Below are 16,795 nucleotides of genomic sequence, written 5' to 3'. Positions count from 1 at the left end.
AGCTACGGGTCCGTCAGGGCACGACCGGAGTCGTGGTGGTGAGCTCGATGATCGTGTAGGAGCTGGGTGGGAGTTCGACGGTGAGGTCGTCGTCGAGTTTCAGCTCGTCGGAGTGTGAGGTCACGCGGTCCGGATCGGTGCGGGTGTTCCGGGCCAGCGGATCGTCGGTATGGAGCTGGTGGAGGTGGACCACGGTGGTGGCCAGGGGCCGGCCGAGGTCGAGGGTGAGGCAGACCGGCTGGTTGCGGTCGCGATTGACGACCGAGAGCCAGACGGTGGTGCCGCCGGGATTCGTGGAGGCGCTGATGTCGAGGGCGGGCAGCTCGGTCGGGGTGCGTTCGAGGGTCTCGCCGGGCACGGTGCCTGCGGCGGTGTCGCCGGCCAGCGAGATGCTGCCGCTGTGGTGGCGTTGCATCCGGAGCGGCCAGTAGACGGTTTCGCGGATCACCTCGTCGTCGGTGACGACGAGGGCGCCGACCACGTTGACGCTCTGGGCGAAGTTCGCCAGGGTCACGCTGCCCGCCTGCCGCTGCAGGACGTTGAGGAACGACGCGACCGCGAGGGCATCGACCGTCCGGTAGCGGGTCTCGCCCGGGCGCCACTTCGGGCTCATCTCGAAGCGCGTGGCGTCGGCACAGTTCCATTCGGTGAAGGCGAGCTCCGGCTTCGGCGTACCGGGCTTCTCGCGGGCGACCAGGTCGACCAGTCCCTGGATCGCGACGATCGCGTCCTCGGTGCGGTGCGGACCACTGAGCACCCGCGCGTAGTCCCCGCCCTCGGCGCTGGGATCGAACGGCCAGTAGGTGTGCAGGGTCAGGTAGTCGATGTGGTCCCAGGCCTCGCGCAGCAGCGCAAGGTTCCAGTCGAGGGCCTGCGCCGGCTCGAAGCAGCCGATCGCGAGCACCTTCAGGTCCGGGTCGAGGCGCTTGATCGCCTTGGCCCACTCACGGCACCGGACGGCGTTGTCCTGCGCGCTGACCTGGCCGATCTCCCAGGCGCCCCACTCCTCGTTGCCGATCTGCCAGTACCGGACGTCGAACGGCTCGTCGTACCCGTGGGAGCGCCGCAGGTTCGCCCACACCGAGTCGCCGGTGCCGTTGCAGTACTCGATCCAGGCGAGCGCCTCGCGTAGCGTGCCGGTCCCGGTCGTCAGGTTGATCTGCGGCTCGGCCCCGATCCGCCGGCAGTACGCGACGAATTCCGCCGTACCGAAGCCGTTGCCGACGTCGTACCCGAAATGCCAGTCGACGGTCCGCCCGCGGTCCGGGCCGACCCCGCGCTCCCACTCGTACGACGTCGCAGTGCAGCCGCCCGGCCAGCGGACCACCGGCGCGCCGAGCTCGGTGATCGCCTCGACCACGGCCCCGCGCAGGCCGTCGTCGCCGGCATCCGGGTGACCCGGGTTGTGCAGCGCCTCGTCGGCCACCCAGCGGCGGCGGGACAGGAACTGCCCGTAGATCTCCGGCCGGATCGTCGCGTTGACGGTCCCCCGCAGCTTGAACGTCGCCTGTGTGCTCACTGAAATCCCTTCGCCCGACTTATCTCTGACTTGAAGTTAAATAGGTTCGCCCGGGTGTGTCAATGGACCATCACCACGCCGGCCGCCACAACCGTGCTAGAACCGTCGGCATGAAGGAGCTCCCGCGCTCTGCCCAGTTGAGCGACATCCGGCAGCAGAACTACTCGACGATCATGCGCGAGCTGATGCGCTCCGGCCCGACCGCTCGCACCGACCTGGCCGCGGCGATCGGGATGTCGACCGGTTCGGTCACCCGGCTGACCGGGGCACTCGTCCGCGCCGGCCTGGTCAAGGAAGCGTCCGAGCCCACGCAGCGCGGAATGGGCCGCCCCAAGGTCCCGGTCGCCGTCGACGAGTCGACGTACGGCGTCGTCGGCGTTCATTTCGGCCTGCACCGGGTCAACACCTGCCTGATCGACCTGCGCGGGCAACTCGTCGCCGAGGTCCACGCGACCGAGCGCACCACCAGCTTCGAGCGTCTGGTCCGCAGCGCGGCGCGGGCGGTCCGGAAGCTGATCGACGGGAGCGAGCTGACGGTCCTCGGCGTCGGGGCCAGCACCGGCGGCTGGGTGGACAGCTCGGCGGGCCGGGTGCTGAGCCAGCCCATCCTCGACTGGCAGAACGCACCGCTCGAGGCGTCTCTGTCGGAGGCGATGGGCCTGCCCGTGCTGATCGACTCCCAGGTCCGCGCCCTCGCACTGGCCGAGCACTGGTTCGGCGCGGCCGCCGGAGTCGACAACTTCATCCATCTGTTCGTCGGCAACGTCATCGGCGCAGGGTTCGTCCTGAACGGAGCGCCGTACCGCGGAGCGCACGCGGCCGCGGGCGGGCTCGACCATCTGCCGATCGCCGACAAGTCCGGTGAGGTGTGCGCCTGCGGCAGCCGCCGTTGCTTCGCCATGGTGGCCGGCGACCTCGAGGTCGCTCGCCGGGCAAAGGCCGCCGGACTGATCGACGCGGATCAGGAGGTGTACGACGTCTTCGCGCTCGCGGTCAACGGCAACGCCAAGGCGCGCCGCCTGTTGCGGGAGCGCGCCGTCGTGGTCGGGGCGGCGACCGCCACCTTGATCGAGCTCCTCGATCCCGAGCTGGTCATTCTCGGTGGTGGGATCACCGCCCCGGTCGACGACGTCGGGACCATCCGCGACGCCGCGCAGGCCAAGCTCGCGGTCGACCGGGACATCGACGCCGGCGCGCGGATCCGGCCGAGCGCCTTCGGTCCGTACGCCTTGGGCATCGCCGCGGGAGCGATCATGCTCGACGCCGTCTACCGCTCCCCCGAGGCCTTCGTCCCGGCTCTCACCGCGCACGCGGTCTAGTACATGAGCTCGATCAGGTTCGCCGAGTGCGGCGGAAGCTCGGCCTCGACCTTTGGCCCCTTCCGAAGCGTCGTCGTCGCCGGCTGCACCGGTTGCGCCTGATCGTTGTTGTACGCCGTGATGTCGTCGTCGGTTACCGTCGTCTGTCGCGCGGACCGCACCGCCGGACCTCCGGCCGGATCAACCGTGATCGGCATCGCCTGGTCCAGGCTCCGGTTCACGACCAGCAGTTGTACGCCCTCCTTCGTCCGGGTCGCGGCGGCAACGACGGCCGTGTAGTGCTGATCCGGCGCCGTCGGATTGCCGGTCATCGTGACGTTGCGCGGCGCCGCGCCGATCATGGGCGCGGCCAACGTCAACGACATCGACCGCCCGGTGACGCCGAACCCGGGTGGCGAGCCCAGGATGTTGCCCCAGTCCCGTTTCGCCGGATCCGCGGCCGGTCCGCCGTTGAGGTTCGAGTTGATCGCGAGGCGGACGCCGTTGGTGAGCTGACCGATCAGCATCGTCGTCTCGTAGACGTTGTGCATCTGCATCGCCGCGAAGTTGTTCGGCGTACTGACTCCGGTCGGACCGTTCTGGCTGATCGTGCCGTACTCCGTGACCGCGAGGGTCGGGCGCCGCCGCGGATCAGGGAAGTTCGCGGCGATGTGCTCGCGCAGCTCGGCCAGCTCCGCGGTCGGGGTGTCGCTGGCGTTCATCAGCTGCTGATAGAGCTCTGCCGGGTCGTAGGCGCCGTCCGCGTCGCCACCGGGCTGATCGGTGTAGGAGTGGATGCCGATGCAGTCGTACGGCCGGTTGCCCATGGCATCGACGAACTCAGGCTTGCCCCAGCCCGAGCAGACGGTGATCTTCGGGTCGACAGCCTTCATCGCCTTCACGAAGTCGAGGAACCCGTCCTGCCGGCCGGTCGTGTACTCGATACTCAGCTTGGCATTCTTCGCCGGGATCGCGCCGTGCGTCCCGTCCCCGAAGCTGACCGTGCCGTCGGCCTGTCCGATCCGGTAGACCTGATCGGTCGCGCCGGCCGTCGCCAGCGAGTCCACCCGCGTCCACCGAACGCCGTTCACCGTCAGCACCGGCTCCGCGATCGGGCCCGACTCGGGTGTCGCGTCGGCGGGCAACGCAATCGGGTTGTAGCGCGTGCGGTACGTCTGGTCCGCGGCGCCCGTGCCCGTCTTCCGGTTCACCAGATCGCAGCCGCTGAACAGTCCGTCGTCGTTCTGGTACGTCGACGACGCGGCCGTCTGCCGGCTCCAACCACCCTCGATGAACTGCTTCACCCGCACCTGCGGGTCCTCGTCGCGCCAGTACCGTTGCCCGTCGAGGAACGGCTCGTTGCCGTACTCCCAGGTCTTGATGCCGTACGGCGCCGGGTGCCCGTTCGCGGCGCGTACTTCGGCCCAGTCGGTCCCGCCGTTCGGGTTGGTCGCCGCCCCGTCGCTGGGCGAATTCATGTACTCGACGTAGTCCGCGGCGTCTGTCGCTGTCTGGTTGATCGACGGGACCATCACCATGGTCTTCGCGCCGATCTGTCCGGCCAGAGCCTCTTCCTCGTCCGGTCCGAAGCCGTTCCGCGATCCCGGCAGATTGCCGAAGCGCACTGCGGCGAATCCGCCGGAGGTCTGGCATCCGCGCTGCGCGACCGGTCCGATCGCCTTCTTGAAGTCGAAGAAGTTCGCGACCGTGCCGCCCGGGTAGCGGATCAGGGCGAGCTTCGCGGCCGCGGCCGCGTCGGCGAATCCCGCCGCCGGGCCGTGGGTGGCCGGGTCCCAGGCTCCGAGCTCGTCGTCGATCCAGCGCGCGTTGGCGCCGAAGATCTCCGGCTCGATCGTCGGCGCCGGCACCCCGTCCGCCATGATCAGCGGCCCGCGATCCACGTGGATCTCGACCCGGCCGCCCGGCCGGGCATCGGCGGGAGCCTGCACCTGCGTCAGTCCGGCCGCCACCAGTACGACGGCCGTCGCCGCTGTCCGTTTCCTCATACCCGCGCCTCCTGACGCTCGTACGCCGCCCGCGCGGTCTGTACTGCGCGGATCACCAGCAGGATGTTCGGTCGACGCGCTGTCATCTCAGGCCGGCTGGTTCGGCATCGAGGCGCGAGCTGCGAGTACGTCGCCGTACGGGATCACGCCGACGGAATCTGCCCACGCCTGCCAGCGTGTGGTCAGGTCCTGCACCCGCTCGGGCTGAGCCGCCGCCAGGTCGTTGCTCTCACTGCGGTCTGTGGCGAGGTCGTACAGCTCCCACGGACCTTCGTACTCGCGGACCAGCTTCCAGCGGCCCGACCGGACGGCCGCGTTGCCGATGTGTTCCCAGAAGAGGTCGTGGTCGACGGCCGATCCGCCCCGGAGCAGGTCGAGCATGCTTGCCCCCGGCAACTCGGGGAGCTGCTCGCCGTCGCGCTCGGCCGCTGCGGACACTCCAGTTGCCTCAAGCAACGTCGGCGCGATGTCGGTGAGCTGGTTCGGAGCATCGATCACGGTAGTGGTGAGATTGCCCGCTGGCCACGACACGATCAGCGGGGTCGCGATGCCGCCTTCGTGCACCCAGCGCTTGTAGAGGCGGAACGGCGTGTTGGACAGGTTCGCCCACGCCTGCCCGTAGCTCGTGTACGTGTCTGCTGTGCCCGGTCGGATGTCGGGCGAGTTGCCCACACGCATCGGCGTACCGTCCGGAGCGCTCGGCGGGATGATCAGGTGATGCTTGCGGAAGCGGTCCGCGGCCTCCGGGTCGCTGCGGAGCTCCTCGGCGCAGCCGCCGTTGTCGGACAGGAACACGACGATCGTGTCGTCGCGCTGTCCGGTGTCGTCGAGCGCGGTCAGGATCGTGCCGACCGCACGGTCCATCGCGCGGACCTGAGCGGCATACGCCTCCATCCGCTCCAGCTGCCACTTCTGCTCGGGCTCGTCGGACCAGGCCGGAACCTCCGGGTCGCGGCGGTCGAGGGTGGCGTCCGCTGCGCAGATGCCGGCGTCGAGCTGACGCTGCCGGCGTCGCGTACGCAGGACGTCCCAGCCTTCGTCGAACCTGCCACGCGTCTCGGCCAGGTCGGACTCCTTCGCGTGCAACGGCCAGTGCGGTGCGGTGAACGCGACGTACCCGAAGAAGGGACGGTCCTCGTCGGTCGCATCGCGGATCGCCTGAGCGGCATGCGAGCCGATCTCGTCGGTGTAGTAGAAGTCCGGCCCCAGCTCGGACAGCGGTACGGGGGTCTCGCCGTCGTGCAGCGTGGTGGTCTGGAAGTAGCTGCCGGCGCCGCTGATCGTGCCCCAGAACCGCTCGAACCCGCGCCGGGTCGGCCAGGTCTCGTTCGGACGTTCCCGCTCGTTCGACAGGTGCCACTTGCCTGTCATGTGCGTCTGGTAGCCGGCCGCACGGAAGGTCTCGGCCAGCGTCGAGGATCGGCTGGTCAGGCTGCCCGGGTAGCCACCGGGCCCGTCGTTGTTCACCAACTCGGCGACGCCGGTCTGGTGCGGGTGCAGGCCGGTCAGCAGCGATGCCCGGGACGGGCTGCAGCGCGCGGTGTTGTAGAAGTTCGTCAACCGCGCGCCGCGCTCGGCGAGGCCGTCGATGTTCGGGGTCCCGATCTCGCCGCCGTAGCAGCCGATGTCGGAGTACCCCATGTCGTCGACCAGGATGATCAGGACGTTCGGACGCGCAGTTCGCACGGATACCTCACTCTCCAAGAGATTCTGAATTCAGGCCCAGCGCGGCAGCATCGCGAGCATCCCGCCGTCGACCGGGAGCGAAACACCGGTCACGCCGCGCGAGTCCGGTCCGAGCAAGAAGGCCACGACCTGCGCGACGTCCTCAGCGGTGACGAAGCGTCCCAGCGGATGGTTGGCCAGCAGGTTGCCGGCGATGTCGGGATCGGACCAGCGGTGCTTGTTCCGTTCCACCGGGACGAAGCCGGGCAGTACGGCGTTGCACCGCACACCGTGCGGACCCCACTCGACCGCACCAGCGCGGACGAGCGCATCCAGCGCCGCCTTCCCCATCGCGTACGCCGCCATGCCGGGGCCTGCGCGTTGCGCGTGCACACTCGAGATGTGCACGATCGACGCCTGATCCGCGGCGGCGACAACCGCCGTACTCCAGGCCCACGCGGCCGACACCTGCACGTCGAACACAGCAGTGAGAGCGGCCGCATCGAGGCTCTCCAACGAGCCCCGTTGCTCCGCGAGGGTCGCGGTCACCAGCCCCCGCACCTGCCCGTACTGCGACGCCGCCGCCACCGCGTGCTCGACGGTCGCCTGGTCGCGCACATCGCCGAGGACCCACTCGAGCGAGTCGATGCCCTCGAGGCCGTCCGGGCGGTCCACCAGGTCGACACCGACGACCGCCCAACCGTGCTTGGCAAGCGTCGTCACGACGGCCGAACCGATACCACCGCCGGCCCCGGTGACCAGCGCGACGGGGCTCATCCCTTGAGGCCCGACGTCGCGACACCGTCGACGATCTTGCGCTGGAACGTGACGAACAGGACGAGCGGCGGCAGCAGCGCAAGGGTGCTCATGGCAAGCATCGGGCCCCAGGACGAGTCACCCGTCGAGTCGAGGAACTGACGCAGGCCGAGCGGCACGGTGAACAGCTGGACGTCGTTCAGGTAGATGAGCTGCTTGAAGAAGTCGTTGTACGTCCAGATGAAGGTGAAGATGATCGTGGTCACCAACGCCGGCCGCAGCAACGGGAAGACGATGTGGCGGTAGATCTTCCACGGCGAACACCCGTCCAGCCGCGCGGCCTCGTCCAGCTCCCGCGGCAGGGCCCGGATGAACTGCACCATCAACAGCACGAAGAACGCGTCGACGGCGAAGAAATGCGGCACGAACAACGGGTAGAACGTGTTCACCCAGCCGAGCTTGTTGAACAAGATGTACTGCGGCACCAGCGTCACGTGCGTCGGCAGCATCAGCGTCACCAGCATCGTCGCGTAGGCGATCCGGCGTCCGATGAAGTGCAGCCGGGCGAACGCGAACGCCGCGAGACTGCACGAGATCACGTTGCCGACGATCGCCAGCACCGAGATGAACAACGAGTTCTCGATGAAGATGCTGAACGCGGTCGAGATGCCCTTCCAGCCCTCGGCGTAGTTCGACGGCTCGAAGTGCCGCGGGATCAGGCCGGGCTGGGAGAAGATCTCGTCGGTCGGCTTGAAGGAGCTCGCCACCATCCACACCAGCGGGTAGAGCATGACGAGCGTGACCACGATGAGGGCGAAGTGCGCGAGGAGACGCTTCTTCTTAATTCTCATAGTGCACCCAGAACTTCGCGAAGAAGAAGTTGACGGCCACGACGGCGCCGGCCAGCAGCACCAGCATCCAGGCCATCGCCGCGGCGTAACCCATGTCGAAGTTCACGAATCCTTCCTGATAGAGGTACAGCGAGTAGAACAGCGTCGAGTCGGCCGGTCCGCCGGAGCCGTCGCTGATGATGAACGCCGGCGCGAACGCCTGGAACGAGCGGATCAGCTGCAACGTGAGGTTGAAGAACAGGATCGGACTCAGCAGCGGCATCGTGATGCTCCAGAACTGGCGGGACTTGCTCGCCCCGTCCACCTGCGCGGCCTCGTAGAACTCGCGCGGGATCTGGCGCAGCCCGGCGAGGAAGATCACCATCGGCGCCCCGAACTGCCAGACCTCGAGGGCGATCAGGGTGCCGAGCGCGGTGTGCGGCTCGGAGATCCACGACGGACCGTGGATCCCGACCAGCGCGAGGATCTGGTTGACCAGGCCGTCACCGTTGAACACCTTCCGCCACAGCACCGCGATCGCGACACTGCCGCCGAACAGCGACGGCAGGTAGATCGCCGACCGGTAGAAGTCGAGTCCCCGCAGTCCACGGTTCAGTACGACGGCGACGGCGAGCGCGAAGCACAGGCTGAGCGGCGTACCCACGAACACGTAGATCGCGGTCACCTTCAGCGACTGCAGGAAGAGCGGGTCGTCGCCGAACATCCGCCCGAAGTTGCCCCAGCCGATCCATTTCGGCGCGGTCAGCAGGTCGTACTTGGTGAAGGCGAGGTACAACGACATCAGCATCGGGCCGGCGGTGAACGCCAGGAATCCGATCAGCCAGGGCGCCAGGAACAGCAGCGCCCATCCGTTCTGATACCGGGTCCGCCGCCCGCCACGTAACGCCGGGAACGCAACAGCCACAGCTCACTCCTGTCCGACTCGTGTCAACTCGACCCCCACAGCCCCTACCCGGCCGGCGTCCCACATCCGCCCGGACTCGGGGAAGCGCTCCAGGGCGGCGGCATCGAGCCGCTTCGTCCCGGTGGTCACGATCAACCGATCCCGCTCCGGTCCGGCAAAACAGCAACTCGTCGCCAGCGGCACCGGCACCTCGACCCGGTGCAACACACGTCCCGCGGGCGAGAAGCAGGTGACGTGCCCACCGCCGGCGAACGCGCTCCAGAGGTTCCCGTCGACGTCGACCGCGAGCCCGTCCGGCGAGCCGTCCGACCCGTCGGCGTCGACGACCGTTCTCGGCTCGGCCGGATCGCGGTCCGGACCCACCCGCCAGGCCGTGATCCGCCCCGGCCGCGTCTCCGTCATGTACATGACCGTTCCGTCCGGGCTCCATCCCATACCGTTTGGTATGGTCCCGCCGTTGATCACCTGCCGGACGCGCCCGTCGGGTTCGCGGACGAAGTACGCGCCTGCGCCCGCGGTCCAGTCGTAGGCCATGCTGCCGACCCAGATCCGTCCCCAGGGGTCGCTCACCGCTTCGTTCAGACGAATGCCGCCTGCCGTCAGCACCTGAGTGCGCCCACCGAGTCCGCCGGTCGTCGTCCACGACACCAGATCGGTGCCGAGAGCAACTACGTACTCGGTCTCGTCGACCGCGATCGCCCCGGCCAGCGGCGTACCGACGTGGGTCGCCTGCGTGCACCACTCGACCCCGTCCAGCGTCGCGCGGTGGAGGGTGCCGCCGTCGATGTCGACCCACGTCAGCGTGCCCGTCGCGGCGTCCCACCGCGGGCACTCGCCGAGCGTCGATACCGGTCCGAACCACGTCACGATGCATCCTTCGCAGTACGTCGGGAGGCTTCCAGCTCGTCGTCGGGTCGCGTTCGGGGCGAGCACCCGATGCCGGGCCCCGCCGGCCGCAGCATGCCGTCGACCACCGCCTCGGGCGGGTCGAGGAAGGTAAGGCGATCCGTCTCGCCCCAGGCGTACTCGAGCCATGTGCCGGCACTAGCCAGCCCGGCGAGATGAGCCGCATGCGCAGTGCCTACCGGCCCGCTCGGGTTGTGGAACGTCAGCTGCGTGTCCCCGATCGCTTCGGCGATCCGCGCAACCCCGGCCGGGCCGCCCGCGTGTTTCGGGTCAACCAGCCAGTACGTCAGCGCGCCACCGGCACAGGCCGTCGCAGCGGCTGCGGGCTGCCAGATGTGCTCCCCCGCCGCCAGCGGCAGCCCGGTCGCGGCAGCCGCGTCCAACGCCGCGCGATCATCGACCCGCACCAGATCCTCGACCCAGTACAGGTCCAACGTGGCCAGCTCCCGCGTGACGACTGCCAAGAGCTCTGCCGGTACCAGGTGATGGCAGTCAACCATCAGATGTACGTCATCAGGGATCGCCTCCCGCACCTTCACCACCAGCTCGAGCCCCGCGTCGATCAGCCGCGTGCCCGACATGCCCCGGGCGTGGTTGTCCAGGAACGGCGCCACCTTAACCGCCGAGAACCCGTTGCCTGCGGCACCCACTGCCTCGGCGACGATCGCCTCCGCGCCGGCTCCGCCGTACCGCCGGTTGACGTTCGCATACAGCCGCACCGGTCCGGGTTCGCCGAGCCCCAGCGACGCCGAGAGTGACCGCCCCTCGAGGCGTGCGACCAGATCGGCGAGCGCCGATTCGTACCCGCTGAGGACCGTCGACCAGAGAAACGCTTCGGGACCCGTTGTCGACCGAAGCTCGGCCCGGACCTGCTCCAGCGGGCGGCCGACGATCGCGGACCGCACCGATCGCGCGGCCGCAACCAACGCGGCCACAGGTCCACCGTCGGACAGCTCGCCGACACCCCTGATGCCGTTGGCAACCAGTTCGACCATCACCCAGGTACTCCGGGCCGACGCACGGTGCGTCCATACCACTGCGGACTCGACACAGACCATGCCCGTCACCCGTACCGCAGCTCGAGCAGACCGGGGACGAACTCCGCCGGCGCCGCGTAAATTCGATCGAGGATCACACTCGCCGCCGACACAGCCACACCGTCCGCGCCGAAGGCGCTCAGCCGCACCACCGAGTCCACGTCCACCGGACGCTTGTCCCGCAGGTACGCGCGCGCCCCGCGCTGCACCGACCGCAGGTACTCCGGCGCGTCCACCACGCCGCCACTGACGACCACGACCTCCGGATCGAGCATGTCGATCAAGGTCCCGGCGGCCACGCCCACCAATTCGGCCCGGGCAACGAGCAGTCCGTCCGCCCGTACGTCGCCGTCCCGCGCCGCCTGCACCAGATGCTCCAACGTCCCCCGGGCGCCGATCAGCCCCTCGCTGCGGGCACGAGCCAGCACAGCCAGGTCGCTGGCCGCCGCGTGGAGGCAGTCCCGCCGCCCGCACGAACACGCCTCGGCGGCCGTGACGCCTACCGACAGATGATCGACCGTCCCGGCCGCCGCCCGGTAGCCGGAGAAGACCCGCCCACCGAGCACGAACCCCGCGCCGACGACGTTCCCCACGAACAGCCCGATCAGATCGTCCATCCCTTGGGCGCCGCCGAACCACCGCTCGGCCATCGCCAGCGCTCGGAAGCTCGAGTCGATTTCGGTGGGCAGACCGAGACCACCGCCGAGCGCGTCCCGCAGCGGGACGTCCCGCCATCGCAGTACCCGATGGTCGCGGACCACGCCGGCCTGGCGGTCGACCCAGCCACCGGTGCTCGCTCCGACGCCAAGGATCTTCCCCGGAACCCGCGAGACCAGGTCCCGGATCCCCTCGACCGCCTGCGCCACGAGCGGCTCGAACCCACGCCGGCCTCGATGCGGCAGCCGCACCTCGGCCAGCAACGTCCCGCGCAGGTCGAGCAGACACACCGTCGTACGGCGGAGGCCGAAGTGCACACCCACCACGCGATGCGTCCGGTCGTCCACCACCATCGGCGTCCGCGGGCGGCCGAGCGCCCCGTGCCCCGACTCCGCCGGCAGCTCCCGCAGCAGACCGGCCTCACACAACAGACTCGTCAGCTTCGTCATCGTCCCTGTCGTCATCCCGGTCAGCCCGGAGAGCTCCGATCGCGCGACCGGCCCGTGCCGCATGACCGCGCGCAGGATCGCCGAGTAGTTCTGCTGCCGTACGTCGAACGGCTGCGCGGATCGCATCCGTCCCCGGTCCGGGCGGATCTCCCAGGCCGTACCGTCGGTCACTTCAGCGCGGCCTTGGCGTCGGAGAAGAACTTGGTCACCGCCTGGGACACGGAGCTCTTGCCGAAGCCGACGACCTGGTTCGCGTTCGGCAGCGATGTCTGCAGCAGCTTGCTCGCGCCGGGCGGGTACATCTGCAGCGCGGCCGGACCCTTGGACGCGACGAGCGCGTAGTTGTCCAGGACGAGCTTGTTCAGGCCGGTCGCCGACTTCGCGACCGAGCTCCGGATGTCCTCGGGGATCGGGACACCGCGGGCCAGGCCCATCGCGTTGGCGGCCTCCGGCTTGCTGGTCAGGTACTTCAGCATCGAGACCGCGCCTTCGATGTTCTTCGACTTCGGCGAGATCGCGAACCAGCCGGCCGGGATGATGTTCGTCCCGGGCTGCGAGCCCGGCCCGCCCGACGGGAACGTGCCGAGGCTGAGCGTCTCCTTCGTCAGACTCTGCATCGACGGCAGCCCCCGCGACGTCGCCGTACCCGTGTAGGCCGCCTTGCCGATCGTCACCGGGTCGTTCTGGAACCCGGTCGCCGCGGCCGTCACCGCCATGGGTACGGCGGACCCGTTGCTGCGCAGGTCCTGCCAGAGCTGAAGCCACGCGGCCAGGTCGTCCTCGCCGAAACCGAGCGAGCTGCCGTCACCGAACAGCGCCTTGCCGCGGCCGCGCATGAAGGACTCGAGCGCGATCGGGTTGCCACCGAGGTCCGCCGTACCGGCCAGCTTGTGGCCGCTCTTGCTCCACACGTCCGCCATGGTGGTCTTGTACTGGTCGATGGTCCAGTCCGGACCGGGCGCGGTCAGGCCGAGGCCCTTCAGCTTCGTGGTGTTGACGATGATGGCCGGCTGGGTCGCGGCGCCGAGCAGCGCGAAGTAGTACTTGCCGTCCGCCTTGGTGGTCGTGGCGACGTAGTCCGGCATCGAGTCGAGGCCGAGGTCGCCCTTGTACTGGTCCAGCGGCGCCACCGCACCGCGCTTGATGTACTCCATCAGGTACGGCAGGTGGATCTGGAACACGTCCGGAGGGTTGCCCCCGGCAACACGGGTGGCCAGCTTGTCGTAGTACCCGGAGAAGCCGGAGTACTGCGGGTTGACCTTCGTCGCGCCCTCGCTCTTCTGGTACAGGTCGAGCGCCTCGATCAGCTTCTTGTTCTGGTCGCCTTCACCCCAGAACATGAAGTCCAGCGCGCCTTTCGAACCACCGCCGCCCGACGAGGAACCGCTGCCGCCGAGGCCGCGGCCGCAGGAGGTGAGGGCGGCAGTTCCGGCCGCCGCGGCTCCGAACTGCAGAAGCCGCCGCCGGGAGAACTGAGAGTTCATGATCAGCCTTTCGATGCCTGTGTGGCGGGAATGCTCTTACGGACCAGGGCTGCGGCCTCCGGCAGTACGTCGGAGACTTCGTTGGCGAGCAGCTCCGCCAGCTGTGCGACCGTCGCGGTTTCGGCGGTCGCGACGTTGTGCTGCTCCCAGGGGTCGGCCGCGAGGTCGTACAGCTCGGCCTCGTCGTGGGACCGGAAGACGTACCGGTGGTCGGCAGTCCGGACGGACAGGTTCAGGCTGTCCCGCGGGTACTGCCAGTGCTTCGCGTGGAACGGGTCTCCGTTCCCGCCGGGACGGCCGTCGTGCAGCATCGTCTCCGCGGTCACGTACTCGCGGATCGGCGCGGCCCTGTCGTCACCGACCATCGCCGCGAACGAGAATCCGTCCTGCGGCTCGTCCCACGTCACGCCGGCCAACTCGCTGATCGTCGCCCCGACGTCGACCAGCGAGACGAAGTTCGCGTTCCGGCTCTGCCGGCCGTCGGGATGCCGGACGATCAGCGGCACGCGGAGGTCTTCCTCGTAGTGCAGGAAGTGGCCCTTCTCCATCAGCCGATGCGCACCCATCAGGTCGCCGTGGTCGGAGGTGAACACGACCACCGTCCGGTCCCACTCACCCGCGTCCTCGAGGTACTGGCGGATCCGGCCGAACTGCGCGTCGACGAGCGCGCACAGACCGAGGTAGTGGCTGGTGACCTCGATCCACTCCTGCTCGGTGAGGTTCTCGAAGTCGCGCGCGAAGTGCGAGTCACGCACCTCGCGCGGCTTCGTCGCCGTACCCGTCGACCAGCTCTCCGGCAGCCGCACGCGGTCGCGGTCGATCAGCTCGTCGTACGGGCTGGGGACGAGCATCGGGAAGTGCGGGGCGTTCATCGAGCACACGGCCAGCCAGGGTTTGTCGGCCGGCCGCTGGTCGAGTCCTTCGAGGAACGTGTCGCACTGCCACGTCTCGAGGAACGAGTCCAGCGGGACACTCGACGTCGCGTACGGCTTCTCACCCAGCGCCGCGAGGTCTCTCGTGGTGAGGTTCTCGATGTGGTCAGGGTCGAACGTGTACCCACGCTTCCCGGCCCAGCTGCGGTAGTCCTCGATGTAGCGCCCCCGGTCCTGACCTCGCAGTACGGCGGGGATCGCGCTGCTGTCCGCCCAGCCCATCTGCCCGGGCGTCGTACCGGGCACATGCCACTTGCCGTTGTAGTGCGTGTGGTAGCCGGCGGCGGCGAATGCCTGCGCGACCCCGGCCGACCGCAGCCGCGGCTCGATCGGCCGCCAGTTCCCGAGTACGCCGTGGTGCCGCGGCATCAGGCCGGTCCACAGGCTCGTCCGCGCCGGGCAGCACAACGGGAACGGGGTGTAGCAGGCGTCGAAGACGGTCGACTCCCCCGCCAGCGCGTCCAGGTACGGCGTCTGCGCAGCGGGGTTTCCGGTACAGCCCAGGGTGTTCCAGCTCTGTTCGTCAGCCATGACGACGAGCACGTTCAGACGGTCGCTCACACGTCCCACCTTGTCGGTCCGACGGCTTTACTTCCAGCTGAAGTTAATTCGGCGCGGATGCTCTGTCAACCGGTTGGGGAGAATTAACTTCAGCCAGAAGGAAATCGGCGGGCCAGCAGACCTACTCGCCGATCTTCTTGGAGCGCAGGACGATCTTGGTGTCGGCGGGTGCGTGGGTGCCGCCGGCCGGCTGCTGGGAGACGACGACCCAGTTGCGGTCGTTGATCAGCAGACGGCCCTGACCGCTGGCGTCCTCCTCGGTCAGGAAGTAGAAACCGGCCGCCTGCATGGTGTCCTGGGCCAGCTGATGGTTCAGCCCGACCACGTTGGGCACGATTCCGGCCTGCACGGACGGACGCGCAACCGAGGACGAAAGCGGCGTACTGGATGCCGGACTGGATGCGGGCGTGCTTGGTGCCGGGGTGCTGATGGGTGGTGCGGTCACCGTCCGGGTGACGGTCACGGTGGGCTGAGCCCCGGCCGCGCCTGTCCCTCCGCACGCTGTCAGCAGAAACAGCGAGCCGAGAGCAATCGCAAACCATCCCCGGGCCACCTTCCACCAATACCCGAATAGCCTGTAGACCTAACTCTCAGCACCGGACCCGAGGAGACACATGCGAGAGGTCCTGGAAGGTCGTACTGCCGCCGGACGGGGTGTGCGGGTGCGGTACTCCGCTGCCGGGATCTCGGAGATCACCGATTTCCCGTCCGCGCCGGACCTGCTGTTGATTCCCGGGCTGGTCGACCTCCAGCTCAACGGGTACGGCGGTCTGGACGTCAACGATCCGGCGCGTCCGGCCGGTGAGCTGACCGAGCTGGTCCGCATGCTCTGGGGGCAGGGGGTCACGACGGTGTACCCGACGATCATCTCCGCGGACGACGCGACCACCACTACCCTCGTCACCCGGGCGGCAGCGGCTCGGGCCTCCGATCCGGTGGTGGCGTACGGCGTACCCGGTCTGCATCTGGAGGGACCGTACATCTCGAGTGCCGAGGGAGCCCGGGGCGCGCACGATCCGGCGGTGATCCGGGACCCGGACCCCGATGAGTTCGACCGCTGGCAGAAGGCCGCCGGCGGGGCCATCGCCATCCTGACCCTCGCCCCGGAACGCACAGGTGCCCTCGACTTCACCCGCTACCTCGCCGCCGGCAGCTCTGATGTGGTGCTGTCGGTTGGGCACTCGCTTGCCACTGCCGACGACATCCACGCCTTCGCGGCTGCGGGTGGGCGGCTCTCGACGCACCTCGGGAACGGCTTGCCCGCGCAGATCGACCGGCACCGGAACCCGATCTGGGCTCAGCTGACCGAGGACTCGCTGACCGCCGGGCTGATTGCCGACGGCCACCATCTTCCCGCCGACACCTTCGCCGCCCTCGTCCGCGCGAAGGGCAGCACCCGCTGCGTCCTCACCAGCGATGCGGCTGCCCTGGCCGGCTGCTCCCCCGGCAACTACGAGACCGCGGTCGGCGGTGCGGTCACCGTCGACCCCGACGGCAGCCTCCGCCTGCAAGGCACGCCGTACCTGGCCGGCAGCGGCGCCTCCCTGCTCGACTGCCTCCGCTGGGCGACCGGCCCCGGCGGACTCCCGCTCGAGACAGCCGTCACGATGGCCACCACCACCCCGGCCGACCTCCTCGGCCTGGCAGACCGCGGCCGCCTCGAGGTAGGCGCCCGCGCAGACCTCGTCCAGCTCACCCGCACCCCGGCCGGCGGCGTCGGCGACGTCGTCACCGTCGTGGTCGACGGCACGATCCTGAGTCACCCCTGAC

General features: G+C 69.1%; 15 protein-coding genes. 3 read left to right on the top strand and 12 right to left on the bottom strand.

What is annotated here, in order from left to right; all coding sequences use genetic code 11:
* Window positions 1-13: 13 nt before the first annotated feature.
* On the bottom strand, window positions 14-1,519 hold the full coding sequence (locus ACIA58_RS19940) for an alpha-L-arabinofuranosidase C-terminal domain-containing protein (protein ID WP_396405199.1): 1,506 nt from the start codon (window positions 1,517-1,519) through the stop codon (window positions 14-16).
* 110 nt (window positions 1,520-1,629) lie between these two features.
* Between ACIA58_RS19940 and ACIA58_RS19935 the strand changes: the two genes are divergently transcribed.
* Window positions 1,630-2,838 (top strand): ROK family protein, encoded by a 1,209-nt coding sequence (locus ACIA58_RS19935; protein ID WP_396405198.1) that lies wholly within the window; start codon window positions 1,630-1,632, stop codon window positions 2,836-2,838.
* Here the strand turns inward: ACIA58_RS19935 and ACIA58_RS19930 are convergent.
* From ACIA58_RS19930 to ACIA58_RS19880, 11 genes are all read right to left on the bottom strand, one after another.
* Window positions 2,835-4,823, bottom strand: a complete 1,989-nt coding sequence (locus ACIA58_RS19930; protein ID WP_396405197.1) for a hypothetical protein — start codon at window positions 4,821-4,823, stop codon at window positions 2,835-2,837. The genes ACIA58_RS19935 and ACIA58_RS19930 overlap by 4 nt on opposite strands.
* Window positions 4,824-4,910: 87 nt before the next feature.
* Window positions 4,911-6,509 (bottom strand): arylsulfatase, encoded by a 1,599-nt coding sequence (locus ACIA58_RS19925; protein WP_396405196.1) that lies wholly within the window; start codon window positions 6,507-6,509, stop codon window positions 4,911-4,913.
* 30 nt (window positions 6,510-6,539) lie between these two features.
* Window positions 6,540-7,265, bottom strand: a complete 726-nt coding sequence (locus ACIA58_RS19920; RefSeq protein WP_396405195.1) for an SDR family NAD(P)-dependent oxidoreductase — start codon at window positions 7,263-7,265, stop codon at window positions 6,540-6,542.
* Window positions 7,262-8,095 carry a carbohydrate ABC transporter permease gene (locus ACIA58_RS19915; protein ID WP_396405194.1) on the bottom strand — a complete coding sequence of 278 codons (834 nt, stop codon included), beginning with the start codon at window positions 8,093-8,095 and terminating at the stop codon, window positions 7,262-7,264. Before ACIA58_RS19915 ends, ACIA58_RS19920 begins: the two co-directional genes overlap by 4 nt.
* Window positions 8,085-8,999: a carbohydrate ABC transporter permease gene (locus ACIA58_RS19910; RefSeq protein WP_396405193.1), complete on the bottom strand. Its 915-nt coding sequence runs from the start codon at window positions 8,997-8,999 to the stop codon at window positions 8,085-8,087. Before ACIA58_RS19910 ends, ACIA58_RS19915 begins: the two co-directional genes overlap by 11 nt.
* 3 nt (window positions 9,000-9,002) lie before the next feature.
* Window positions 9,003-9,866: an SMP-30/gluconolactonase/LRE family protein gene (locus ACIA58_RS19905; RefSeq protein ID WP_396405192.1), complete on the bottom strand. Its 864-nt coding sequence runs from the start codon at window positions 9,864-9,866 to the stop codon at window positions 9,003-9,005.
* On the bottom strand, window positions 9,863-10,963 hold the full coding sequence (locus ACIA58_RS19900) for an enolase C-terminal domain-like protein (protein ID WP_396405191.1): 1,101 nt from the start codon (window positions 10,961-10,963) through the stop codon (window positions 9,863-9,865). The genes ACIA58_RS19905 and ACIA58_RS19900 overlap by 4 nt, the downstream gene beginning before the upstream one ends.
* A gap of 5 nt (window positions 10,964-10,968) precedes the next feature.
* Complete coding sequence (locus ACIA58_RS19895) at window positions 10,969-12,219, bottom strand: ROK family protein (RefSeq protein ID WP_396405190.1); 1,251 nt, start codon at window positions 12,217-12,219, stop codon at window positions 10,969-10,971.
* Complete coding sequence (locus ACIA58_RS19890) at window positions 12,216-13,532, bottom strand: ABC transporter substrate-binding protein (RefSeq protein ID WP_396405189.1); 1,317 nt, start codon at window positions 13,530-13,532, stop codon at window positions 12,216-12,218. Before ACIA58_RS19890 ends, ACIA58_RS19895 begins: the two co-directional genes overlap by 4 nt.
* Before the next feature lie 2 nt (window positions 13,533-13,534).
* Window positions 13,535-15,025 carry a sulfatase-like hydrolase/transferase gene (locus ACIA58_RS19885; RefSeq protein WP_396405188.1) on the bottom strand — a complete coding sequence of 497 codons (1,491 nt, stop codon included), beginning with the start codon at window positions 15,023-15,025 and terminating at the stop codon, window positions 13,535-13,537.
* Window positions 15,026-15,146: 121 nt separating this feature from the next.
* A complete protein-coding gene (locus tag ACIA58_RS19880; RefSeq protein ID WP_396405187.1) occupies window positions 15,147-15,359 on the bottom strand; it encodes a PASTA domain-containing protein in 213 nt (70 codons plus the stop codon).
* On the opposite strand from ACIA58_RS19880, the gene ACIA58_RS19875 reads away from it, so the two are divergent.
* Window positions 15,352-15,498 (top strand): hypothetical protein, encoded by a 147-nt coding sequence (locus ACIA58_RS19875; protein ID WP_396405186.1) that lies wholly within the window; start codon window positions 15,352-15,354, stop codon window positions 15,496-15,498. The genes ACIA58_RS19880 and ACIA58_RS19875 overlap by 8 nt on opposite strands.
* Before the next feature lie 141 nt (window positions 15,499-15,639).
* Window positions 15,640-16,794 (top strand): N-acetylglucosamine-6-phosphate deacetylase, encoded by a 1,155-nt coding sequence (locus tag ACIA58_RS19870; RefSeq protein ID WP_396405185.1) that lies wholly within the window; start codon window positions 15,640-15,642, stop codon window positions 16,792-16,794.
* The last annotated feature ends 1 nt before the right edge of the window (window position 16,795 follow it).

This window comes from Kribbella sp. NPDC051586, from assembly GCF_044453965.1.
GTDB lineage: Bacteria > Actinomycetota > Actinomycetes > Propionibacteriales > Kribbellaceae > Kribbella.
Note: the sequence above shows the minus strand (reverse complement) of the source record. Positions and strands in the feature narration are given on the sequence as shown.

What these genes read in the sequence shown, in the direction of transcription:
- ACIA58_RS19935 (WP_396405198.1), top strand. Translation starts at nt 1,630, where the DNA reads ATGAAGGAGCTCCCGCGCTCTGCCCAGTTGAGCGACATCCGGCAGCAG.
- ACIA58_RS19930 (WP_396405197.1), bottom strand. Translation starts at nt 4,823, where the DNA reads ATGAGGAAACGGACAGCGGCGACGGCCGTCGTACTGGTGGCGGCCGGA.
- ACIA58_RS19920 (WP_396405195.1), bottom strand. Translation starts at nt 7,265, where the DNA reads ATGAGCCCCGTCGCGCTGGTCACCGGGGCCGGCGGTGGTATCGGTTCG.
- ACIA58_RS19915 (WP_396405194.1), bottom strand. Translation starts at nt 8,095, where the DNA reads ATGAGAATTAAGAAGAAGCGTCTCCTCGCGCACTTCGCCCTCATCGTG.
- ACIA58_RS19900 (WP_396405191.1), bottom strand. Translation starts at nt 10,963, where the DNA reads ATGGTCTGTGTCGAGTCCGCAGTGGTATGGACGCACCGTGCGTCGGCC.
- ACIA58_RS19890 (WP_396405189.1), bottom strand. Translation starts at nt 13,532, where the DNA reads ATGAACTCTCAGTTCTCCCGGCGGCGGCTTCTGCAGTTCGGAGCCGCG.
- ACIA58_RS19870 (WP_396405185.1), top strand. Translation starts at nt 15,640, where the DNA reads ATGCGAGAGGTCCTGGAAGGTCGTACTGCCGCCGGACGGGGTGTGCGG.